The 22,039-nt window shown below is 62.9% G+C and carries 20 protein-coding genes; 8 read left to right on the top strand and 12 right to left on the bottom strand.

The annotated features are described in order from the left end of the window. Positions 1-247: 247 nt before the first annotated feature. Complete coding sequence (locus HNQ36_RS20140; protein WP_184088011.1) at positions 248-529, top strand: hypothetical protein; 282 nt, start codon at positions 248-250, stop codon at positions 527-529. On the opposite strand, the gene HNQ36_RS20135 is transcribed toward HNQ36_RS20140, so the two are convergent. After that, a complete protein-coding gene (locus tag HNQ36_RS20135) occupies positions 442-1,845 on the bottom strand; it encodes an amidase family protein (RefSeq protein ID WP_184088009.1) in 1,404 nt (467 codons plus the stop codon). The genes HNQ36_RS20140 and HNQ36_RS20135 overlap by 88 nt on opposite strands. 171 nt (positions 1,846-2,016) lie before the next feature. Between HNQ36_RS20135 and HNQ36_RS20130 the strand changes: the two genes are divergently transcribed. Together HNQ36_RS20130 and HNQ36_RS26265 are read left to right on the top strand one after the other, a co-directional pair. Next, positions 2,017-2,382, top strand: a complete 366-nt coding sequence (locus tag HNQ36_RS20130; protein WP_184088007.1) for a hypothetical protein — start codon at positions 2,017-2,019, stop codon at positions 2,380-2,382. A 53-nt stretch (positions 2,383-2,435) separates the two neighbouring features. Continuing rightward, entirely contained in the window at positions 2,436-2,693 is a 258-nt protein-coding gene (locus HNQ36_RS26265) for a GIY-YIG nuclease family protein (protein ID WP_430641387.1), read from the top strand. Between the two features lie 216 nt (positions 2,694-2,909). Here the strand turns inward: HNQ36_RS26265 and HNQ36_RS20125 are convergent, their stop codons facing one another. The 4 genes from HNQ36_RS20125 to HNQ36_RS20110 form a co-directional block, all read right to left on the bottom strand. After that, positions 2,910-4,424 (bottom strand): tripartite tricarboxylate transporter permease, encoded by a 1,515-nt coding sequence (locus HNQ36_RS20125; protein WP_184088005.1) that lies wholly within the window; start codon positions 4,422-4,424, stop codon positions 2,910-2,912. A 21-nt stretch (positions 4,425-4,445) separates the two neighbouring features. Then, on the bottom strand, positions 4,446-4,985 hold the full coding sequence (locus tag HNQ36_RS20120; protein WP_184088003.1) for a tripartite tricarboxylate transporter TctB family protein: 540 nt from the start codon (positions 4,983-4,985) through the stop codon (positions 4,446-4,448). 85 nt (positions 4,986-5,070) lie between these two features. After that, on the bottom strand, positions 5,071-6,051 hold the full coding sequence (locus HNQ36_RS20115; RefSeq protein ID WP_184088001.1) for a Bug family tripartite tricarboxylate transporter substrate binding protein: 981 nt from the start codon (positions 6,049-6,051) through the stop codon (positions 5,071-5,073). 106 nt (positions 6,052-6,157) lie between these two features. After that, complete coding sequence (locus HNQ36_RS20110; protein ID WP_184087999.1) at positions 6,158-7,369, bottom strand: pyridoxal-phosphate-dependent aminotransferase family protein; 1,212 nt, start codon at positions 7,367-7,369, stop codon at positions 6,158-6,160. 194 nt (positions 7,370-7,563) lie between these two features. On the opposite strand from HNQ36_RS20110, the gene HNQ36_RS20105 reads away from it, so the two are divergent. From HNQ36_RS20105 to HNQ36_RS20085, 5 genes are all read left to right on the top strand, one after another. Then, positions 7,564-8,307, top strand: coding sequence for a GntR family transcriptional regulator (locus HNQ36_RS20105; RefSeq protein WP_184087997.1), 744 nt, complete (start codon positions 7,564-7,566; stop codon positions 8,305-8,307). A 170-nt stretch (positions 8,308-8,477) separates the two neighbouring features. Continuing rightward, complete coding sequence (locus HNQ36_RS20100) at positions 8,478-11,462, top strand: FAD-binding and (Fe-S)-binding domain-containing protein (protein WP_184087995.1); 2,985 nt, start codon at positions 8,478-8,480, stop codon at positions 11,460-11,462. Positions 11,463-11,486: 24 nt separating this feature from the next. Next, a complete protein-coding gene (locus HNQ36_RS20095; RefSeq protein WP_184087994.1) occupies positions 11,487-11,918 on the top strand; it encodes a GlcG/HbpS family heme-binding protein in 432 nt (143 codons plus the stop codon). Between the two features lie 17 nt (positions 11,919-11,935). Then, positions 11,936-13,120 carry a CaiB/BaiF CoA transferase family protein gene (locus tag HNQ36_RS20090; RefSeq protein ID WP_184087992.1) on the top strand — a complete coding sequence of 395 codons (1,185 nt, stop codon included), beginning with the start codon at positions 11,936-11,938 and terminating at the stop codon, positions 13,118-13,120. Positions 13,121-13,138: 18 nt separating this feature from the next. Next, the gene (locus HNQ36_RS20085; RefSeq protein WP_184087990.1) at positions 13,139-13,930 is read left to right on the top strand and encodes an enoyl-CoA hydratase; all 792 of its coding nucleotides are present in this window, start codon (positions 13,139-13,141) and stop codon (positions 13,928-13,930) included. Between the two features lie 151 nt (positions 13,931-14,081). Here the strand turns inward: HNQ36_RS20085 and HNQ36_RS26500 are convergent, their stop codons facing one another. Genes HNQ36_RS26500 through HNQ36_RS20055 form a run of 7 tightly spaced genes read right to left on the bottom strand, consistent with a single transcriptional unit; the run spans position 14,082 to position 21,893 of the window. Then, a complete protein-coding gene (locus HNQ36_RS26500; protein WP_347339991.1) occupies positions 14,082-14,627 on the bottom strand; it encodes a 3-keto-5-aminohexanoate cleavage protein in 546 nt (181 codons plus the stop codon). A gap of 11 nt (positions 14,628-14,638) precedes the next feature. Then, a complete protein-coding gene (locus HNQ36_RS26495) occupies positions 14,639-14,959 on the bottom strand; it encodes a 3-keto-5-aminohexanoate cleavage protein (protein ID WP_283814048.1) in 321 nt (106 codons plus the stop codon). A 3-nt stretch (positions 14,960-14,962) separates the two neighbouring features. Then, a complete protein-coding gene (locus HNQ36_RS20075; protein ID WP_184087988.1) occupies positions 14,963-15,739 on the bottom strand; it encodes an enoyl-CoA hydratase/isomerase family protein in 777 nt (258 codons plus the stop codon). 10 nt (positions 15,740-15,749) lie between these two features. After that, the gene (locus HNQ36_RS20070; RefSeq protein ID WP_184087986.1) at positions 15,750-17,744 is read right to left on the bottom strand and encodes an acetyl/propionyl/methylcrotonyl-CoA carboxylase subunit alpha; all 1,995 of its coding nucleotides are present in this window, start codon (positions 17,742-17,744) and stop codon (positions 15,750-15,752) included. Then, positions 17,741-19,360: an acyl-CoA carboxylase subunit beta gene (locus HNQ36_RS20065; protein ID WP_184087984.1), complete on the bottom strand. Its 1,620-nt coding sequence runs from the start codon at positions 19,358-19,360 to the stop codon at positions 17,741-17,743. The genes HNQ36_RS20070 and HNQ36_RS20065 overlap by 4 nt, the downstream gene beginning before the upstream one ends. Before the next feature lie 14 nt (positions 19,361-19,374). Further along, on the bottom strand, positions 19,375-20,979 hold the full coding sequence (locus HNQ36_RS20060; RefSeq protein WP_184087982.1) for an AMP-binding protein: 1,605 nt from the start codon (positions 20,977-20,979) through the stop codon (positions 19,375-19,377). Between the two features lie 50 nt (positions 20,980-21,029). After that, the gene (locus tag HNQ36_RS20055) at positions 21,030-21,893 is read right to left on the bottom strand and encodes a beta-keto acid cleavage family enzyme (protein WP_184087980.1); all 864 of its coding nucleotides are present in this window, start codon (positions 21,891-21,893) and stop codon (positions 21,030-21,032) included. Positions 21,894-22,039 lie beyond the last annotated feature (146 nt).

Here is a 22,039-nt window from a genome sequence, read left to right as displayed (position 1 = left end):
CACCCCGCCCCGCGTGCAGAGAGAATAACCGGCACGCCCGCCCTCGCAAGCGGCGGCGTTTGCCGCCTTTCCGGTTGGACGGCCACGGCCGGCGTCAGGTTCAACGCCGGATTCCCCCATACCGCCAAAGCATTACGTTGCGGATCAGGTTTTGGTGGAAAGTTTGGCCGTTCAGCGGGACTCACGCTGAACGATTGGCTAACATCAGCGTTGGACTGTCGGACTAGCGCGGACACGGAGCCGGATCATGACGACGGCCAAGCCAGAGGCAGCGGTTGTCTCGTTTGACGAGCAGTTGAAGCATGCCCGTGAACTCGTCGTCGAGGGGCATCGCCTGCTTCACGTCGCCAACCGCGATCTCAAGGCCGGACGAAGCGTGGTCAGGCGCACACAGCAACTTCTCGCGGATACCGAGAGTGTATTCAGCGCCAAGCGCCGCCTTCAGGCCAGCACCGGATCGATCGGGCTTACGGGCACGCCGCCCGCCTCGATTGCCTCGCCCGCCAGCAAGCAGAGATCTTCCCTGTAGCGTCCGGCGACGATCTGAACGCCGACAGGAATGCGGCCGACCAGCCCGGTCGAAACCGTCAGTCCCGGCATGCCGATGAACGGCAGCGCGATCTGCGGCATCTGCGCCCGCCACACCCGCCGGAACGACGTGTCGTCCTTCAAATCGAGTTGCCATGGAAACGGCAGTTCGCCGCACGGCGGCATCACGATGACGGCATAGGTCTCGAAGAATGTCCCCCAGGCGCGGACCAGCGTCGCGCGCCGCGTCAGCGCTTTGGAGAATGCAGCGAGGTCGATCGAGCGCGCCATCTTCTCGTGACCGCGCAGCACCGCAAGCGCGCCCGGATCGCCTTCGCGCTCGGCGGCATCGAGCATCGCGTCGTAGCCGTCCGCGAGCCACAGCTTGACCTGCAACTCTGCCGCTTCTTCGAACGGCGGAATCTCGGTGACTTCCTCGACGCTCCAGCCTGCCCGCTCCAGCCGCTTGCCGGCGTCCACGACCGCGTCGGTGACTTCCTTGACCGTCTCAAGGCCGCCGGGGCGCAGGCATATCGCGGCGTGCTTGCGCCGCGCCGGCCCTTCGAGCGGTGCGGGCACCCACCAAGGGTCGCGCACATCGCGCTGCGCCATGGCATGGAGCGCCAGCCGCACATCCCCTACGGTGCGCGCAATCGGGCCGGAGACCGCCGTGATCTGGGGGCCGATGGGCCGTTCCGGGAGCGCGGCATTGAATGCGGGAATGCGGCCGAGCGAAGGACGAAGGCCGTGAACCCCGCAGGCATAGGCCGGATAGCGGATCGAGCCCGCGATGTCGGTGCCGTGCGCGATATGGCCGATACCTGCCGTGACGGCGGACGCCGCGCCGCCCGACGATCCGCCCGGCGTGATCGAGGGATCGCGTGGATTCTTTGTGTCGCCATGCAGCAAGTTGGTCGTGAACCAGCGGTACGAGAATGCCGGTGCGTTTGTGCGCCCGACAATCACTGCGCCTGCCTTGCGCAGATTGTCCACCACCGGACTGTTGGTCTGCGCCACCAGGTCACGCTGCAACTTCACGCCGTTCGTGGTAGCGAATCCGGCTTGGTCGATGTTGACCTTGATCGTGATCGGCACACCTGCGAGCGCGCCGGGATTTTCGCCCTTCGCAAGCGCGGCATCAACTGCGTCGGCCTGTGCCAGCGTGTCTTCGGGCCGATGATCGACCACGGCATTGATCGCGGGATTGACGGCATTCAATCGATCGAGGGCGGCCTGCGCGGCCTCCCTCGCCGAGAGCGTGCGTGAGCGGATGTGCGCCGCAAGATCGGCTGCCGAGAGTCGCCAGATATCGTTCATTGCAATTCCTGTTCAACAGCCGTTGCCGCATCGATGTCGCGGCCGTTATAGTAACGGTGAAACGCTCGCGCTCAATGGCTGCACGTTCTTTTTTGGATTTTAAGGCCGCTTTGGATTTATGGCCGCCGCTCCGGCGGTCGAGGCCGCATTGGAACAGTCAGGATTACGACCATGAAGACAACGATCATCGTTTCCGCCATCGCCGCGATCTTTCTCGGCGCGACCGGCGCAGCCACCGCCGCCGAGCCCGGCGACAAGGTCAAGATCTCGATCGAGAAGTGGCGCAAGCCCGGCTCCAACAACATCGGAACCGCGGACATCACCGTCACCAACGACAATGATTTCGCGGTCAAGGACATCCGCGTGAAATGCGATTACATGTCGAAGACCGGCGGCCGGAAGATCGAAACCGAGCAGAAGCTGGCGCTGAAGGTCAAGCCGAAGACCACGAAGCTGTTCAAGAAAACGAAATTCCCCTTCATCGACACTGAAGCCGCCGAAGGCGCGTGCAAGGTGATCAGCGCGGCGCAGGCGTAACACGGAAAACAAGCTCGTCATCCTGAGGTGCGAGCTCTTGCGAGCCTCGAAGGATGGCGAGCGATGGGGGCGCACGTCTACATTCTCTTGTGCGCGGACAAGTCGTTTTACGTCGGTTGCGCGACGGAGGCGATCTCGCCATCAGGGTCAATCAGCACAATCAGAGATATTTTCCCGGTTACACTCATTCGAGACGACCGGTTGAACTGGCTTGGTCTCAATATTTCGATCGGATCACCGATGCGATCGCAGCCGAAAGACAGATCAAAGGTTGGGGGCCGCGCGAAGAAGCAGGCACTCATACGATCTGATTGGGAGACAGTCCAGAATTTCGCAAGCCGACGTGGCGGGCAGCCGAAGCAGGTTTAATGCTCTCTTCCTTCATCCTTCGAGGCTCGCCGCAAAAGGCGGCTCGCACCTCAGGATGACGTTCCTTGCGTGGATAAATATTGGTGGATGCGGATTCCGTCATCCTGAGGCGCGAGCTCTTGCGAGCCTCGAAGGATGGCGACGCCCCCAAATAGTCGCTACGCGCTCGCTGGCCGCCGCCGCAGGCGTCCGATGCCTTCGAACGCCTTGTCGATCAGCGGCCAGAACAATAGCACGAACGCCAGCGTCGTGATCGAGCCGACGAGACCGTTCGACCAAAACACCTTCACGTCCCCGCCCGATCCGATCATGGCAAGGCGGAACGCATCCTCGGCGCGGCTGCCGAGCACCAGCGCCAGCGTGAACGGCGCCAGCGGAATGCCGATCTTCTTGAACACGTAGCCGACCACGCCGAACAGCAGCATCAGCCAGATGTCGAACATCGCGTTCTGGATGGCGTAAGCGCCAATCGCGCACGACACCACGATCATCGGCGCGATGGCGGCGAACGGCACGCGCAGGATCGAGGCGAAGATCGGCACGGTCGTCAACACCAGCACGAGGCCGACGACGTTGCCGAGATACATCGACGCGATCAGGCCCCAGACGAAATCCTTGTGCTCCACGAACAGCAGCGGGCCGGGATTGAGTCCCCACACCATCAGGCCGCCGAGCAGGATCGCCGCGGTGCCGGAGCCAGGAATGCCGAGTGCCAGCATCGGCAGCAGCGCCGCCGTGCCCGATGCGTGGGCGGCTGTTTCCGGCGCGAACACGCCTTCGATGCGGCCCTTGCCGAAGGATTCCTTGTCCTTGGAAAAGCGCTTGGCGAGATTGTAGCCCATGAACGAGGCTGCAATGGCGCCGCCCGGCGTGATGCCGAGCCAGCATCCGATGACGGACGAGCGGACCAGTGTCGCCCAGTACTTCGGCAGATCCTTCCAGACGCTCCAGACTGTCCGCAGGCTGATACGTGCTGCATGACCGCGCAGCGCAAGGCGCTCTTCCATGGTCAGCAGGATTTCGCTGATGCCGAAGAGGCCGATCACCGCGACAAGGAAGTTGACGCCGCGCAGCAGGTCGTTCGAGCCGAAGGTCATGCGCAACTGGCCCGACACGGTGTCGAGGCCGACGCCCGCAAGCAACAGGCCCAGCGCCATGGAGATGACGGTCTTGTGCTTGGCTTCGCGGCCGAGGCCGACGAACGAGCAGAACGTCAGAAGATAGACCGCGAAGAATTCTGGCGGCCCGAACTTGAGTGCAAAGCCAGCAATGCTCGGCGCCAGGAATGTGATCAGCATCACCGCGACCAGCGAGCCGATGAACGACGAGGTGAACGCCGCGGTCAGCGCTTCCGCAGCCTTGCCCTGCTGCGCCATCGGATAGCCGTCGAAGGTGGTCGCCACCGACCATGCTTCGCCGGGAATGTTGAACAGGATCGAGGTGATCGCGCCACCGAACAGCGCGCCCCAATAGATGCACGACAGCATCACGATGGCCGATGTCGGATCCATCGAGAACGTGAGCGGCAACAGGATCGCGACGCCATTGGGTCCGCCGAGCCCCGGCAGCACACCGACAAAGATGCCGAGCACCAGCCCGACCATCATCAGCGCAAGAATCTTCCAGGTGAAGAGAACCGCGAAGCCGTGAAACAACAGACCGAGTGCTTCCATGATCGTATCCCCGGTTCTGTCTTAGCGTCCGATGGCCGCTTCGAGCGGACCCTTCGGCATGATGACGTCGAAGGCGACATCGAACGTCCCGAACATGATCGCGACGAAGATAAATGCGGTGAGCAGCGACTTCCACCATGCGATCTTGCCGATAATCGCCATGAAGCCCGAGATCAGCAGGAAGCTCGCCACATAAAGGCCGAGCCATTGCATCGCGAGACAGAACATCAGCGTCGGCACGAACACCTGCAGCACACGGCGCAGCTGCGAACGAGTGACGAAGGTTTCCAATCCTTGGGTGCGCTTGATGACGACGCTAACGAGTCCGTAGAGCGCCGCGCCGCCGAGGATCACGGAGAGATAAAACGGAAAATAGCCAGCCTCCGGGCCTGTGGCATCCCATGAAGCGCCGGTGCGCCAATTGTCGAAGCCCAGCACCACTGCGAGCCCGAGTAGCAACGTCATGACCACCATCTCGACCGTGCGATTGTTGGTGATCGCGGGCGAATTCTCGTCCGGCGCGGTCGGGTCTTCGACGACGATTTCGATGTCTTGGGCCATGTCGGAGTCCGCCGGCGCTGTTGTGAGGGAAATAAAAAATTGGCGCCGCCGCTTGGACGACGGCGCCAGACCTCGGTTGCCGAGGTTATTTTGCGACGAAGCCTGCTTCGGTCATCAGCGCCTTGTTCAGGGCATCGTCCTCTTCAAGGAATTTGAGCATGTCCTTGCCGTTGAGATAGACCGGCTTCAAGGCCTGCTTCTCCATGTATTCCTTGTATTCCGTGGTCTGTGTCACCTTCTTGAACAGATCGTCATAGAATGCGGTCTGCTCGGGCGTGACCTTGCCGGGAAGGAACATCGCGCGCAGCATCAAGTACTGCATGTCGAGGCCTTCTTCCTTGCAGGTCGGAATGTCGTTCCAGGACTGCGTCTCGGTGACCTTGGTCTTGTAGGCGATGCGCTCCTTGTCGAACACGCACAGCGCACGCACCTGACCGGCGCGCCACACTTCAAGATTCTCCGACGGATTGTTGACGTTGGACTCGGTGTGGTTACCGACGAGCTGGGTCGCCGCCTCGCCGCCCGACTTGTAAGGCAGGTAGGAGAACTTCGCGCCGGTCTTCTTTTCCATGAAGACCGTAAGAACGTGATCCTCGCGCTTCGAGCCGGTGCCGCCCATCTTGAACGGCGAACTGGAGGCTTTCGCGGCAGCGATGAAATCCTTCACGGTCTTGGGACCGGAGGCATTGTCCCACAGCACGAACTGGTCCATCGCGATCACCGAAACCGGCGTCAGATCGCGCCAGTTGAACGGAATCTTCGCCGACAGCGGCAGCATGTAGATCAGCGAATAGGCGATCAGCACCTTGTTGGGATCGCCGTCGCTGCCCTTCATGTACATCAGCGCTTCCGCACCGGACGCACCGCCCTTCAGCGACACGATGACGGGCTGCTTCATCAGGTTGTTCTTCTGGATCGCGGCCTGCATCATGCGCGCCATCTGGTCGGATGCGCCGCCGGCGCCGGCCGCGACAACGATCTCGACCGGCTTGGCCGGCTCCCATGCCATTGCCGGTGTCGCCGCCAGCAGCGCAAGCACACTTGTCGCCTTGATCAGAGTCTTCATCCGGTTTCTCCCTGTGTGTTTTATGAAGCCCGGCTGCGCCGGACCTTGTTTGTGTTTCCGCTATGCTGCGGATTTCGAGTTCATCATTGACGCCGCCAGCGCGGCGTTACGCCACCGCCGTTTTTGCATGCGAGGACTTCGCCTCGCGCCCGGTCAGCACATCCATCGCCGCCATCACACCGCCCTTGCGATGCGGCACTTTCGCGAGATCGAGCGCCATTTCGACACCGGCCAGCGTGCCCATCAGCATCAGATCGTTGAAATGGCCGAGATGGCCGATGCGGAACACCTTGCCCTTCACCTTGCTCAGGCCCGAGCCCAGCGACATGTCGAAATTGTCGAGCGTCACCTTGCGGAACTGATCGGCGTCGTGCCCTTCGGGCATCACCACCGCGGTCAGAATTGGCGAATATTCGCGCGGGTCGAGGCAGAGATTTTCGAGGCCCCACGTCTCCACCGCCGCGCGCGTCGCCGCGGAATAGCGCTTGTGGCGGGCGAACACATTGTCCAGCCCCTCTTCCAGCAACATCGCGACGGCTTCCTTCAGACCGTAGAGAAGGTTCGTTGCAGGCGTGTAGGACCACGAGCCGCTTTTGTTGGCAGCGATGATCTCGTGCCAGTCCCAGTAGGACCGCAGCGAACTGTTGGCCTTCGACGCCGCGAGCGCCTTTTCGGAAACGGCATTGAAGCCGAGGCCCGGCGGCAGCATCAGCCCCTTCTGCGAGCAGGACACGGTAACGTCCACGCCCCAGCCGTCGTGATCGTATTCGATCGAGCCAAGGCCCGAAATCGAATCGACCATCAGCAGCGCCGGATGTTTTGCGCGGTCGATCGCCTTGCGGACCTCGTGAATCCGGCTGGTCACCCCGGTCGAGGTTTCGTTATGGACGACCATCACCGCCTTGATGGCGTGCTGCTTGTCCTTGCCGAGGCGCTGTTCGATATCGTCCGGGTTGACGCCGTGGCGCCAGTCGCCCGGTACGAACTCGACGTCGATCTTCAACCTGTCGGCCAGCGCGCGCCACAGCGTCGCGAAGTGGCCGGTCTCGACCATCAGCACCTTGTCGCCGGGCGACAGCGTGTTGACGATGGCGGCTTCCCAGGCGCCGGTGCCGGACGAGGGATAGATGATGACCGGGTTTCTGGTTTTGAAGACTTTCTTGGAGCCCTCGATCACATCGAGCCCAAGCTGCGCGAATTCCGGCCCGCGATGATCGATGGTCGGCATGTCCATCGCCCGCAACACGCGGTCGGGCACATTGGTCGGTCCGGGAATCTGGAGGAAATGCCGTCCGGTGTGGACAGAGGCGTTGGACATCGATCGGCGCTCCCTAAGATCCTGTTAACGCTTTTGCATGCAAATAATTGTGCATCGCAAGAATTTCTTTGGCTGAATTGTATTCAGATTTTCCTTTTTCACAACCAAAAAATCCGATACCAATCGGTTTATCGCCGCAAAGCGTGTCCTGCTGATCGATTTTCAGCGTTACACCCCTCCGGAGGCTTCGGATTTTGAATAATCTTTTGCGCGCCAAGTCCCTTGAGGTTGTCGAGACCTCCCCGGCTTCCCTGCACGACGACCTGCTCGGGCAGATCCGTGACTTCATTGTCGAGGGACACCTTGAGCCGGGCAGCCGCATTCCCGAGCGCGAACTGTGCGAACGCTTCGACGTGTCGCGCACGCCGCTGCGCGAGGCGCTGAAGGTGCTGGCGTCGGAAGGCCTGATCGAGCTGCTGCCAAACCGCGGCGCGCGGGTGCGCCAGTTTTCCGAACAGGACATCCGGCATCTGTTCGAGCTAATTGCCGGGCTCGATGCGCTGGCGGGCCGCGTCGCCTGCGAACGCATTTCCGACGAGGACATCGCCCGGATCGAACGGATGCATCTGGAGATGTACAGCCACTATATCCGCCAGGAACTGACCGATTATTTCCGGCTGAACCAGAAGATTCACCAGTCCATCGTGGACGCCGCGCAAAACCCGTTCCTGAGTTCGAGCTATGCGGCCGCGAACGCCATGGTGCGGCGGCTGCGCTATTCGGCCAACCTGTTGCGGCGCGACCGGCTGAGCGACGCCATGCGCGAGCATGAAGCGATGGTGGACGCCCTGCGCCGCCGCAACGGCGAAGAACTCAGCAAGCTGATGTTCGACCATATGCGCGGCAAATGCGAGGCTGTGTGCGAGTATATGCGCGAACATCAGCCGAGCGGACGCCCGGCGGCCGATGTTTCGGCGTTGCGCGACAGTACCACCTGAGGCGATACAGCCCCCTCTCCCCGTTGGGGAGAGGGCTGGGGTGAGGGGCAATGAATGCTTGAGTTGAACATCAGTCCCCTTCACCCGGCGCTTCGCGCCGACCTCTCCCCACCGGGGAGAGGTCGAAGAAACGCAGGCAACACCTGACAGTTGGGCCCGAGAACCAAATGATGGCTCAGCAGAAAGCCGCAACCGGAAATGCCACCGCGCAGGACAGCGCCCTCGCCGCGCGGCTCTCGCGCGAGATTTCCGGCGACGTGCTGTTCAATCCGTTCGATCTCGGGCGCTACGCCACCGATGCCTCGTTCTACCAGATCAAGCCGTTCGGCGTGGTCGTGCCCCGCACGATGGATGATGCCCTGCGTGCGATGGCGATTGCACGCGACGACGGCCGCATCGTCACGCCGCGCGGCGGCGGCACCTCGCAATGCGGCCAGACCGTCAACAGCGGGATTGTGGTCGATACATCGAAGTATCTGAACAAGATCATCTCACTCGATGTCGAGAAGCGCACCTGCGTGGTCGAGCCAGGCATCGTGCTCGACGATCTCAACCGGCAACTGAAGAAACACGGGCTGTGGTTTCCGGTCGACGTCTCGACCGCGTCGCGCGCCACCATCGGCGGCATGGCCGGCAACAATTCCTGCGGCGGGCGCTCGCTGCGCTATGGCACCATGCGCGACAACACCATTTCGATGGACGCCGCGCTGGCCGACGGCACGCTCCTGCATTTCGGTGAAGTGCCGCGCGACATGGCGTGGCAGAACACCGAAATGCCGGGCCGCGATCTGTTTCGCGACCTGCTGGCGATTGGCGAGCGCGAGGCCTCCGAGATCGCGACACGGTTTCCGCACGTGCAGCGCCGGGTCGGCGGTTACAATCTCGATGCGCTGACACCGCAGCCGATCAACAACATGGCGCACCTGCTGGTCGGCTCCGAAGGCACGCTCGCTTTCACCACGCGCATCGAGCTGAAGCTGTGGCCGCTGATCGGCTCGAAGGTGTTCGGCGTCTGCCATTTCGGCAGCTTCTACGAAGCAATGGACGCCACCCAGCATCTGGTGAAGCTGAAACCGATTGCGGTCGAACTGGTCGACAGCACCATGGTCGCGCTCGGCCGCGACATCGCAATGTTCCGGCCGACCATCGAAGCCGTGGTGAAGGGCGAGCCGGAAGCGCTGCTTATCGTGGAGTTTGCCGAAGCGGATCAGGCCGCCAATCTCGCCAAGTTGAAGCAGCTCGGCGAGTTGATGGGCGATCTCGGTTTCGGCTGGGGTCAGCAGAGACGCAAATGGGGCGGCGTGGTCGATGTGGTCGAGCCTGCGATGCAGGCGGCGATCACGGATTTCCGCACCTCCGGCCTCAACATCATGATGTCGATGAAGCAGGAGGGAAAACCTGTCTCCTTCGTCGAGGACTGCGCGGTGCCGCTGCCGCACCTCGCCGACTACACCGAACGCCTGAACAAGGTGTTCGAGAAACACGGCACACGCGGCACAATGTACGCGCATGCTTCCGAAGGCTGCCTGCATGTGCGCCCCGTCCTGAACCTGAAGCTCGACAAGGACGTCAAGGCGATGCGTGCCATCGCCGAGGAAGCCTTCGCGATGGTGCGCGAGTACAAAGGCTCGCATTCGGGCGAACACGGCGACGGCATCGTGCGCTCGGAATTCCACGCCCAGATGTTTGGCCCGCAGATCGTTCACGCCTTCGAAGAAGTGAAGGAGCGCTTCGATCCGGACAACACGCTCAATCCCGGCAAGATCGTGCATCCGCCGAAGATGGATGACCGCTCGCTGTTTCGCTACGCGCCCGGTTACAAAGTCGAGAACATCAAGACGGTGATGGATTGGTCGGCATATCCCGGCGCCGCCGGCGGTTTCCAGGGCGCGGTCGAGATGTGCAACAACAACGGCGCGTGCCGCAAGCTCGAGGGCGGCGTGATGTGTCCGTCGTATCGCGCCACGCGCAACGAGAAGGACGTCACACGCGGCCGCGCCAATACGCTGCGGCTGGCGATCTCCGGACAGCTTGGTCCCGACGCGCTGTCGTCCGATGCGATGATGGAGACAATGAAGCTTTGCGTTTCCTGCAAGGCCTGCCGCCACGAATGCCCGACCGGCGTCGATATGGCGAAAATGAAAATCGAGGTACTGGCGGCGCGCGTCGCGAAACACGGTCTGACGCTACGCGACCGGCTGGTGGGTTACCTGCCGCATTACGCGGCGCTGGCGTCACGGTTTGCGTGGCTCGCCAACCTGCGCAACAGAAGCCAAATTTTGCGCTGGCTGTTCGAGGAAATTGCGGGCATCAGCGCCGCCCGCGCGCTGCCAGAATTCCGGCGCGATGTGTTTGCGCCGGCGGGCGAAGCCTATGGACCGGAAGGCGGCCGCGAGGTCGTGCTGTTCGCCGACACCTTCAACCGCGCCTACGAGCGCGAAAATCTCGATGCAGCGCTGCGCGTTCTCGTTGACGGCGGCTATCGCGTCCACCTGCCCCACGCCAAGGATGGCGGCCGGGCGCTGTGTTGCGGCCGCACGTTCCTGTCGGCGGGACTGGTTGAGAACGCGAAGGCTGAACTCAAGCGTGTGGTCGAAACGCTGTTTCCGTTTGCGGAGCGCGGCGTGCCGATCGTCGGGCTTGAACCGAGCTGTCTTCTGACTCTTCGCGACGAACTGCTGTCGTTGCGTTCTGACGACACCGCCAAGCAAGTCAGCGCCCACGCCCTGCTGTTCGAGGAATTTCTGGTGCGCGAAGCCGAGACCGGGCAGCTAAAACTGCCGCTCGGCGCCATTGAGAAGAACGCGCTGGTGCACGGCCACTGCCACCAGAAGTCGTTCGGGGCCTTCGCGCCGGTCGAGAAGATTTTGCGGCTGGTGCCCGGCCTGAAGGTCGAAAAGATCGAATCCAGCTGCTGCGGCATGGCCGGCGCATTCGGCTACGGAGCCGAGACCTACGACGTTTCCATGGACATGGCTGAAGCATCCCTGCTGCCCGCTGTACGCAAGGCGGCCGATGATGCGCTGATCGTGGCCGACGGCACGTCCTGCCGCCATCAAATCAAGGACGGTTCGGGTCGTGGCGCATTGCACGTCGCCCGCGTCCTTGCCATAAGTCTGGACAACGGCGCGGCGAAAGCCCCTGCACTTTCATAAACTACCCCACAAAGGACGTATTTGATGACTGACCTGACCCTTGATGTTGCCCGCAAGATTTCCGACGCCGCCCTCGCCAAGTGCCGCGAACTGAAGCTGAAGCCGATGGCCATCGCGATCCTCGACGCACGCGGCACGCTCAAGACTTTCATTGCGGAAGACAACACCAGCCTGCTGCGCGGCGAAGTCGCCCACGGCAAGGCCTACGGCGCGCTGGCGCTGGGCATGGGATCGCGCGCGATCTTCAAGCGCGCCAACGAACAGCCGTATTTTGTCGACGCCATCAACACCATGGCGCGCGGCGCGCTGGTGCCGGTGCCGGGCGGCGTCCTCATCAATGACAAGGACGGCAACCTGCTCGGCGCCATCGGCATCAGCGGCGACACCTCCGACAACGACGAAACCGCCGCACTCGCGGGCATCGCCGCTGCCGGTCTCGTCGGCAACGCCGGGTAATCTCGCCGGAGAAATCGATGACGTTTCCCCGCGCCTCGTCCGCCCTTTCGCGCTTCACGGTGCTGGATCTGACCCGGATTCGCTCCGGGCCGACCGCCGTGCGCCAATTGTCGGACTGGGGCGCGAACGTCATCAAGATCGAAGCGCCGACCGATCTCGCCGACAGCGAGCAGCCCGGCGGTCCGCGTCACGGCCCCGACTTCCAGAATCTTCACCGCAACAAGCGCGCGATGACGCTGAACCTGAAAGACCCGAAAGGGCTTGAGGTGTTCAAGCGTCTCGCCGCGAAGGCCGACGTGATCGTCGAGAACTTCCGTCCCGACGTGAAGGACAAGCTCGGCATCGACTACGCCAGCATGCGTGCGATCAATCCGCGCCTCGTTTATGCCAGCATTTCCGGGTTCGGACAGGACGGCCCTTATTCCAAGCGCCCCGGCTTCGACCAGATCGCGCAGGGCATGGGCGGCCTGATGTCGATCACCGGATTGCCGGGACAAGGTCCGGTGCGCGCCGGAATTCCGGTTGCTGACCTGACGGCGGGATTGTTCTGCGCGCTCGGCATCATGACGGCGCTGCTGGAGCGCGATGTTTCCGGCGAAGGCCAGTGGGTGCAGACCTCGCTGCTGCAGGCGCAGATCTTCATGCTCGACTTCCAGGCCGCGCGCTGGCTGGTGGACGGCGACGTGCCGCAGCAGGCCGGCAACAATCACCCGACCAGCATTCCGACCGGCGTGTTCAAGACCAGCGACAGCTTCATCAATATCGCCACCACCGGCGGGCGGATCTGGGAGCGTTTTGCGCAGGCCATTGAAGCACCGGATCTGCTGACGCATCCCGACTATGCGACGATCGCGCTGCGCTCGAAGAACCGCGACGCGCTGAACGCCGCCATCGGCACGTATATGGCGAAGCGCAGCACCGGCGAATGGGTTACTATCCTCAACGAGGCTGGCGTGCCGTGCGGGCCCATCTACTCCATCGATCAGGTGTTCGATGACGAGCAGGTCAGGCACCTCGGCATCGCGCAGCGGTTGCCGGACGCAGGCAAGCACCTCGTCGCCCAGCCGGTGACGCTGTCGCGCACCCCGAGCCGCATGGCCGCGCGCCCGCCCCTTGTCGGCGAGCAGACCTTTGAGGTGCTGACGGAATTCGGTTTCAGTGAACAGGAGATTACCTCGCTTCAAGAGAGCAAGGTCGTCTGAATTTTAAGGAACATGGCTATGGCTTCGACCGACAAGGTGATCTCCCGCAAGGACGGCAACGTCGGCTATGTGATTTTCAACAATCCCGAGCGCCGCAACGCGATGTCGCTGGAGATGTGGGAAGCCTGCACCCAGCTGATGACCGAATACGCCAAGGACGACAGCATCCGCGTGGTGGTCCTGGCCGGCGCGGGCGACAAGGCTTTCGTCGCGGGCGCGGACATTTCGAAATTCGGCGACGAGCGCGCCACCGAGGCTGGCGTGAAGAAATACAACGAGGCGGTCGAGGCCGCCTATGCCAGCGTGCACGAGTTTCCGAAGCCGACCATCGCGATGATCCGCGGGTTCTGCGTCGGCGGCGGCATGGGGCTGGCGAGCTGCTGCGACCTGCGCATCTGTTCGGAGGATGCACGCTTCGCGGTGCCCGCCGCCAAGCTCGGCCTCGGCTACGGCTATCCCGGAGTGAAGCGGCTGATGGACGTGGTCGGTCCGTCCTTCACCAAGGAGATTTTCTTCACCGCGCGACTGTTCGAGGCGATGGAAGCTGTCGAGATGGGCCTCGTGAACCGCATCGTCGAAAACCACGAACTCGAGTTCTTTGTGAAGAACTACGCCGCCACGATTGCCGCCAATGCACCGCTGACGGTGGACTCAATCAAGTTCATCGTCGGCGAGGCCTGCAAGGACGAGCTCATGCGCAACATGAAGCGCTGCGAAGAGCTGGTCAATGCGTGTTTCAAGAGCGAAGACTACAAGGAAGGCCGCGCCGCCTTCATGGAAAAGCGTAAGCCGGTGTTCAAGGGGCGCTAGGAGCGTCGTTCCACGCCGTCACCCTGAGGTGCCGAAGCGAAGCGGAGGCCTCGAAGGGCGACGGCATTGTGAACCCGTCATCCTTCGAGGCTCGCAAAGGCTCGCACCTCAGGATGACGACTCTATCGCATCGGCCTTAACTCATCCCACGCTATGATCGTCCCCGCGCCGCATCCATCACGCGCAGAGCATTTCTGACTTCAGCCGTCGTGGCCGGTTCGCCGCCGGTTTTCCGAACGCGCCGCACCGCGTCCTTCACCAGCGCTTCGTTGGTCTGCGTACTTCCCCAGTTGATGTCTTCAAGCCCAACGCGGACGTGACCGCCGCGCGCCACCGTGTGCGGAATCAATGGCGTGATGTCGACACCGAGGCCTGCGATCATCCACGGCGCACCGGGGGCCGCTTCCGCCAGCAACGCCAGATGCGCGTCGAGATAGGTCTCGCGTGGTGGGAAGCCCCAGGCGAACTCTTCCGAAAACATGAAGCGATAGACCGGCGTGGGTGACGGCGGCGCGATGGCCGTAAGCGCGGCGCCGAGCCGCGTGAAGCCCGGCTCATAGATCGCGTAGCTCGGATGGACATTGTGTGCACGCGCGATCCGCATGCCCTCAAGAATGTCAGCGTGCGGATTCTGGTAAATCCCGCCGTGGGCCAGATCATCGAAGCGCGTGAAGTGAACCGATCCGGGATCGATCACCGCCCATTCGATCAGTCACGTTTGGCAAGCTCCGCCGTATGCCCGAAGCGCTTGACTGTGTCGGCCTGCCCCAATGCAGGGCTCGGAATCGTCGGATAAACGATGACATCCGCCTTGGCGCGGATTCCCTCGATGATGCGCGCGTAGATTTCCCAGTCGTCTTTCTGATGTCCGGTCGTCACGTCATAGGCGTGGGCATGGATAATCGCCGCGCCCGCCTCGGCGCAGGCGATACCGTCCGCGACGATCTCCTCGACCGCGACGGGAATGCCTGGCTGTTTCGCGCGGGTCCATGGCCCGTTCAGCGCGGCTTCGATCCAGACCTTGGGCATCGGCTATTTCCCGGTCCACACCGGCTTGCGCTTTTCCGCGAAGGCCGCGAGGCCCTCCTTCGCATCCTGCGTCATGGCCAGCACGGCGATCTGCGACTCCGTATAAGCAATGCCCTGATCGAACGACATCGAGGCCAGCGCGCGCATGGCATACTTCCCGCGGCGAATCGCGGTCGGCGACTTGTCAATCAGACGTCCCACCAGCCATTCGACCTTGGCATCGAGATCGGCGGCGGGCACCACATGATTAAGCAGTCCCGCGTCCTTCGCCTCCGATGCCGTGAACGGCTCACCAGTGAAACACCATTCGCGCACCAGACGCGGCGGCGCGATCGCCTGCAGCAGGCTCAGCACCTGCATCGGGAATACGCCGACCTTCACTTCGGGCAGGCCGAACACCACATCATCCGCCGCCACCGCCATGTCGGTCATGCACAGCAGCCCGATCCCGCCCGCCATGCAGACACCGTTGACGCGCGCGATGGTCGGTTTGGTCGCGTTCTGCGCCATGCGCAGCATGTCGGCATAGGCGAGATTGGGCTGCGACAGGTCGAATGCAAAGCCCGCCCCCGGCTGCAGGTCCGCTCCGGCGCAGAACGCCTTGGTCCCCGCGCCGGTCAGCACGATCACGCGCACATCGTTGTCCTCATGGGCGCGGCGGTAACCATCGACGATCCCGGCGATGACCGAGGCGTTCAGGGCGTTGCGCTTGTCGGGGCGATTGATCGTGATCCAATACGCGTGGCCGCGCTTCTCGTGCAAAACTGGTGCGTCAGACATGAATGACTCCTTAGGCAGCGTCTTGCGTTGCCTCGATCTCCGCAATCACGAATCCGGTCGTGACCTGATCGCCTTCCGCAGCGTTCAGCGTGGCAAGCTTACCCGACACCGGGGCGGCATGAACATGCTGCATTTTCATGGCTTCGAGCACAATGATCGGCGCGCCGGCCGCGACAGTGTCCCCGGCCTTGGCCAGCACCGACACCACGCGCCCGTTCATCGATGCCCGCAGCTTGCCGTCCGACCCGGCATCGCCCGCTTTCATCACGGCCGCATGGGACAGATCGCGCACATGCGACGTCGCCCCGGCGAAGTTGAAATAGAGATCCGCCCCCTCGCGCACGAACGTCGCTGAGTCGAGAACGCCGTCGCTGGTGAAATGAAGCACATCGCCATTGCGCGCCCCGAGCGTCAGGGCGTGTTCGGACTCCGCAAGCCCGACCCGGAACACATCGCCGCGCTCGCGCCGCACCGTCGGCTCGACGATGTGGCCATCGAGGTTGAGCCGCATCGGAATCGGATAGCCATGCGCCAGACCCAGATGCTGCTGCGCATGAACCGGTCCAATGGCCGAGACGTGAACCAGAAGCGCTGCGACGGCTGTGTGCAGACCCTCGCTGGTTTTCACGCCAAGCAGATCGGATGAATGTTCATCGATGAACGCCGTGGTCGCCTGCCCTGCGGCGAAGGCCGGATGATCGAGGCTGCACGCGAGGAATGACTGGTTGGTGGTGACGCCCAATGCGCTCATCTGCGCCAGACCCGCCGTCAGCCTGCGCCGAGCCTCGTCCCGCGTCGCGCCATGGCTAATGATCTTGGCAATCATCGAATCGTAGAACGGCGGAATCTCGCCGCCGGATTCGAGCGCATCCTCGACTCGCAATTCCGACGGCGCGCGCCAGCGCAGCATCCGCCCCGACTGCGGCATGAAGCCATGTGCGGCGTCTTCCGCGCAGAGCCGCACCTCGATGGCGTGACCGGAGAACTTCACCTCGTCCTGTGTTAGCGGCAGCGGCTCGCCGCCCGCAACGCGCAACTGAAGCTCGACCAGATCGAGGCCGGTGATTGCCTCCGTCACTGGATGCTCGACCTGCAGCCGTGTGTTCATTTCCATGAAGTAGTAATTTCCAGCAGCATCGAGCAGGAATTCCAGCGTGCCCGCGCCCTCATAGCTGATCGCCTTCACCGCCGCGACGGCCGTCGCGCCCATTCGCGCGCGCAACTCCGGCGACACCGCAGGCGACGGGGCTTCTTCGATCAATTTTTGATGACGCCGCTGCACCGAGCAATCGCGCTCGCCGAGATGGATTGCGTTGCCGTGACGATCGCCGAACACCTGGATTTCGATGTGGCGCGGCTGAACGATGGCACGTTCGAGGATGACGTGCGGATCGCCGAACGCATTCTGCGCCTCCGAGCGCGCCGCACGCAGCGAATCCGGAAACGCCGCCTCGTCCGGCACGAGCCGCATGCCGCGCCCGCCGCCACCCGCCACGGCCTTGATCATCACCGGAAAGCCGATGCGCTTCGCGGCGGTGAGCATCGTGGCGTCGCTCTGGTCCTCGCCCTGATAGCCGGGCACGCAGGGCACACCCGCCTTCTGCATGATGTCCTTGGCGCCGGCCTTGTTGCCCATGGCATGGATCGCCTCGGGCGACGGGCCGATGAACACCAGCCCCGCCGCGCGACAGGCTTTGGCGAATTCCGCGTTCTCCGCGAGAAAACCGTAGCCGGGATGAACGGCATCCGCGCCGCTTGCCTTTGCCGCTTCGATAATGCCGTCGATCCGCAGATAGGATTGCGACGGCTGTGACTCGCCGATCCACACCGCCTGATCCGCCTCGCGAACGTGACGCGCATTCGCATCGGCGGTCGAATAGACCGCAACGGTTTCGTAGCCGAGGCGCTTGGCGGTGCGCATGACGCGCAGCGCGATCTCGCCGCGATTGGCGATCAGGATTTTGCGGAACGGCGTCAGCTTCACCGCGCTCATAGTTGGGTTCATGGCCGTGCCACCGAGAACTGGACCTTCTGCGGATTACGCAGTTCCGCCTCGCGGCAGATCGCCAGCACATTGATCAGCACCGCGCGGGTGTCGCGCGGATCGATCACGCCGTCATCGAGCAGCCGCCCGCTGGTGGCAAACACATCCATCTGCTTTTCGAACACATCGATGATCTGCGACTTCATCGCTTCCAGCTTCTCCGGCTCAAGCGGCTTGCCGCGCCGCGCGGCGGCGGCTTCGGCGACAATCGCCATGGTTCCGGCGGCCTGTTCGCCGCCCATCACGGCGGTCTTGGCGTTGGGCCACGAGAAACAGAAGCGCGGATGAAAGCCGCGCCCGCACATGCCGTAGTTGCCCGCGCCGAACGACGCGCCGCAGTAGATTGTGATCTGCGGCACGGTGGCGTTGGTCACGGCCTGAATCATTTTCGAACCGTGCTTGATCATGCCGGCTTCTTCGTAAGCCTTGCCGACCATGTAGCCCGTGGTGTTGTTCAGATACAGGATCGGCGTGCGCGACTGGCAGCAGGCCTGAATGAAGTGCGTCGCCTTGTTAGCGCCGTTCGGGTCCAGCGGACCGTTGTTGGTGATGATGCCGACGGCCTGGCCGCCGATGCGGCCGTGACCGCAGACGGTCGCGGGGCCGTAATTCGCGCCAATCTCGAGGAACTCTGAGCCGTCGAGAATACGCGCAATGATCTGCTTCATGTCGACGGGCCGCTTGTGGTCCATCGGCATGATGCCGAGCAATTCTTCCGTATCGTACAACGGCTCACGAGCCGGCTCACCGCTTTCCGGCTGCGCGCGATCCCAGTTGAGATCGGCCATGATCTGCCGGGCGATACCGAGCGCCTCGCGGTCATCTTCGGCAAGATAATCGCCGAGCCCGGAAATGCTGGTGTGCATCTCCGCGCCGCCGAGTTCTTCTTCCGTCGCGATTTCACCCGTCGCGGCTTTGAGCAGCGGCGGCCCGGCAAGGAACGCGCGCGTGCGACCGCGCACCATCACGATGTAGTCCGAGAGACCGGTCTGGTAAGCGCCGCCCGCCGTGGACGAGCCGTGGGTCACGGTGATCACCGGCAATCCGGCTGCGGAGAGCAATGCGAGATTGCGAAACGTGGTGCCGCCGCGGATGAAATCCTCGACGCGGTAACGCATCAGGTTCGCGCCGGCGCTTTCCACCAGTTGCACCGACGGCAGCTTGTTCTCCAGCGCGATCTCCTGCGACCGAAGCCGCTTGTCGAGCCCCATCGGTTGCAGCGATCCGGCCTCGATGCCGGAATCGCTGGCGGTTACCATGCAGCGAACGCCGGACACAAATCCGATGCCTGCGATGGTCCCGCCGCCGGGAATGCTCTTCTCGGGGTCCGGCGTATCAAGACAATATCCGGCCAGCGCGGAGAGTTCGAGGAACGGCGCGCCCGGATCGAGCAGCAGCGCGATGCGCTCGCGCGGCAGCAACTGCCCGCGCTCGTGGAATCTCTTCTTGGACAGTTCGGATGCCGCGCTGGTGCGCCCCACCACGGCGTTGACCCGTGCGATCTGCGCGAGCATGCCCGCGCGATTGGCCTGATAGGTCTCGCTGGCGTGGGAAATGGAGTTCTCAATCACCGTCATGGATGGTTTTGCTTTCACGCCGCCGTGGTCGCGTTGAAATGATCGACGAACTTCTGGCGCAGTTCGACCTTGCGCAGCTTGCCGGTCGCGGTCATCGGCATCTCGTCGAGAATTCGCACCAGCTTGGGGATCTGGAATCCGCCGAGCGACTTGCGGCAATGCTCGATGATATCGGCCTCGCCGGTCTGTGCGCCGGGCTTCAGCTTGACGAAGGCCGACACCGCCTCACCCCACTGCGGATGCGGCAGGCCGACGACTGCGGCGTTCAGCACTGCCGGATGCGCCAGCAGCGTTTCCTCGATCTTGACCGAGGCGACGTTCTCGCCACCGGACTTGATCATGTCCTTCTTGCGGTCGATGAACAGCACCTCGCCGTGCTCATCGATCAGGGCCAGATCGCCGGTGTGATGCCAGCCGAACTTGCGCGCCGCCGCGGTGGCGTCCGGGTCCTTGTAATAGCCCATCATGACGTTCGGCCCGCGGTGCACGATTTCACCGATCTGTCCGGGCGGCAGCAGATTTCCCTCGTCGTCCATGATCGCGGTCTCGTTGACGATCATCGACTCGCCCCAGTAGTTGCCGAAGCGCGCGAGTTGGCGATCCGGCTGCGACATCGTCGTCGCCGGATACATTTCCGTCTGCCCGCTCGGCTGAACGAATGTCGGGCAAAGCTCCGCAATGCAGCGCTCCAGCAACGGCCTTGGCATCGGCGCCATGGTGTAGACGCAGGTGCGCAGGCTGGTGAGATCGAATTCCTTGCGGCGCGGATGATCGAGGATCGCCTGATACATCGCCGGCAATCCGATGAACACCGTCAGCTTGTCGCGCTGGATCGCCTCCATGCAGGCCACCGGATCGAAGCCGCGCATGATGGCGAGTTTGCCGCCGACCGAGAGGTACGTCAGCAGCAGGACATGAGCGGCGCAATGGAATAGCGGAAACTGGCCGGTGATGCCGTCGTTGCGGTCGAGATGCATTTCGATGACGTTGCTCATCGCCGCCATCACCACTGCAAGATGGCAGTGCATCGCGCCTTTCGGCCGGGACGTCGTACCCGACGTGTAGATGATCATCGCCAGATCGCGGTCGTCGAACGCGATCTCGGGCTCGATAATGGACTGTCCCTTGATCAGGTCGTTGAAATTCTCGAGCCCCTGCTCCCGGGCGTGGCCGGCGAGGTCAATCGCGATCAGATCGACGCCGCGCTTTTCCAACGCGGCGCACCGGTCCGGCTGCGCGTGAAGGTTGTCGTCGATCAGGGCGAAACGAACCCCGGCATGGTCGAGGATATAATCCATGTCCGCCGGGCCGAGCATGGTGTTGATCGGCACCCAGACCAGCCCCGCGCGGTGAATGCCGAACAACGCTTTGACGAATTCGACCGAGTTGTTGCAGATGGTCGAGATCTTCTCGCCGGGCTTGAGCCCGCGCGCCACCAGATAGTTGGCGAAGCGATTGGCGTCGTGCTCGATCTCGGTGAACGTGACCTGCCGCGCGCCATCGGTCAGCGCGATGCGGTTCGGGAATCGGCAGGCGGCACGACGCAGGATATCGCCGACAGCCACGCGCCCGATACGTCCGGGACCAGGCACGCCGCCCGTTGCAGTCAGATCGCTCATGACGTTACCTCCCTGCCTCAGCCACGGCTCTCAGTCCGTTTCGGCTGTCGTTAGTGCATCAGCTTGAGAATCTTCCGCGCTTCGTCAGGCGAGGCAATCTCGCGTCCGGCCTTGCGCGCGCAGGCGACGATGCCTTCGATCAACTGTCCGTTCGAGGTCACCTTGGTGCCGTCCCCGAGATAGAACGTATCTTCGAGGCCAGTACGCAGATGACCGCCGAGCTCGGCGCAGCGCAGATGCAGCGGCCAGATCTCCTCGCGGCCAATCGCGGTGACGCTCCAGTTGGCGTCCGGCAGTTTCAGCTTGAGCAAAATCGGCAGCAGATCGGGATCGGCGGGCATGCCCGACGCGACGCCCATGACGAAATTGTATTCGAGCGGCCCGGAATACATCCCGTTCTGTTTGTACATCGCCACGCTGCGCACGATGCCGACGTCGAAACATTCGAATTCCGGGAGCGACTTCGCCACCTTCATCACGTCGAGATATTTCTGGATCTTGTCCGGCGCGTTGTCGAACACATGCGGCGGCCAGGCCCAGGAGCCATCGGCTTTGACCTTCAGGTAGTTCAGCGAACCGGCATTGCAGGCGGCCATTTCCGGCTTGGTCTCGCGCACACAATCGAGCGCGCCCTGATAGTTCGGTCCGCTGACGCCCGTGGTGTGATTGATGATGACGCCGGGGCACGCCTCGCGGATCGCCTGCTGGACTTCCTTCGACAGGTTCACGTCCCACGACGGCATATGCCCCTTGTCGGGTTCCTGCTGGCGCAGATGCATGTGCATCACCGACGCGCCCGCGTTGAACGCGGCCTTGGCCTCCCGCGCCATTTCCTCCGGGGTCACCGGGACATGGTGCTGCTTGGGATTGGTCAGGACGCCGTTGAGCGCGCAGGTGACGACGGCTTTATCCATTTTGGGCCCTCAGGTTCATCGCGAATTGCTCCGAACGGTAGGAGGACGGGACCGCCAGCGTCTTGTGAAAACTAGCTGGGCTTGCCACAATTTCCGGAAGCACAATTTCAGAAGACTTGGCGGCTTAACGCAAGTCTTGACCCCAC

This window comes from Afipia massiliensis (assembly GCF_014203115.1).
Lineage (GTDB): Bacteria > Pseudomonadota > Alphaproteobacteria > Rhizobiales > Xanthobacteraceae > Afipia > Afipia massiliensis.
The sequence above is the reverse complement of the archived record's forward strand: the minus strand, read 5'-3'. Positions and strand labels throughout refer to the sequence as shown.

Bases quoted from the DNA above. Each gene is read 5' to 3' on its own strand.
- HNQ36_RS20115 (WP_184088001.1), bottom strand. From the start codon at position 6,051: ATGAAGACTCTGATCAAGGCGACAAGTGTGCTTGCGCTGCTGGCGGCG.
- HNQ36_RS20060 (WP_184087982.1), bottom strand. From the start codon at position 20,979: ATGAGCGATCTGACTGCAACGGGCGGCGTGCCTGGTCCCGGACGTATC.
- HNQ36_RS20140 (WP_184088011.1), top strand. From the start codon at position 248: ATGACGACGGCCAAGCCAGAGGCAGCGGTTGTCTCGTTTGACGAGCAG.
- HNQ36_RS20130 (WP_184088007.1), top strand. From the start codon at position 2,017: ATGAAGACAACGATCATCGTTTCCGCCATCGCCGCGATCTTTCTCGGC.
- HNQ36_RS20070 (WP_184087986.1), bottom strand. From the start codon at position 17,744: ATGAACCCAACTATGAGCGCGGTGAAGCTGACGCCGTTCCGCAAAATC.
- HNQ36_RS20065 (WP_184087984.1), bottom strand. From the start codon at position 19,360: ATGACGGTGATTGAGAACTCCATTTCCCACGCCAGCGAGACCTATCAG.
- HNQ36_RS20100 (WP_184087995.1), top strand. From the start codon at position 8,478: ATGGCTCAGCAGAAAGCCGCAACCGGAAATGCCACCGCGCAGGACAGC.
- HNQ36_RS20095 (WP_184087994.1), top strand. From the start codon at position 11,487: ATGACTGACCTGACCCTTGATGTTGCCCGCAAGATTTCCGACGCCGCC.
- HNQ36_RS20110 (WP_184087999.1), bottom strand. From the start codon at position 7,369: ATGTCCAACGCCTCTGTCCACACCGGACGGCATTTCCTCCAGATTCCC.
- HNQ36_RS20120 (WP_184088003.1), bottom strand. From the start codon at position 4,985: ATGGCCCAAGACATCGAAATCGTCGTCGAAGACCCGACCGCGCCGGAC.
- HNQ36_RS20055 (WP_184087980.1), bottom strand. From the start codon at position 21,893: ATGGATAAAGCCGTCGTCACCTGCGCGCTCAACGGCGTCCTGACCAAT.
- HNQ36_RS20125 (WP_184088005.1), bottom strand. From the start codon at position 4,424: ATGGAAGCACTCGGTCTGTTGTTTCACGGCTTCGCGGTTCTCTTCACC.
- HNQ36_RS20085 (WP_184087990.1), top strand. From the start codon at position 13,139: ATGGCTTCGACCGACAAGGTGATCTCCCGCAAGGACGGCAACGTCGGC.
- HNQ36_RS26495 (WP_283814048.1), bottom strand. From the start codon at position 14,959: ATGCCCAAGGTCTGGATCGAAGCCGCGCTGAACGGGCCATGGACCCGC.
- HNQ36_RS20075 (WP_184087988.1), bottom strand. From the start codon at position 15,739: ATGTCTGACGCACCAGTTTTGCACGAGAAGCGCGGCCACGCGTATTGG.
- HNQ36_RS20090 (WP_184087992.1), top strand. From the start codon at position 11,936: ATGACGTTTCCCCGCGCCTCGTCCGCCCTTTCGCGCTTCACGGTGCTG.
- HNQ36_RS20135 (WP_184088009.1), bottom strand. From the start codon at position 1,845: ATGAACGATATCTGGCGACTCTCGGCAGCCGATCTTGCGGCGCACATC.
- HNQ36_RS26265 (WP_430641387.1), top strand. From the start codon at position 2,436: ATGGCGAGCGATGGGGGCGCACGTCTACATTCTCTTGTGCGCGGACAA.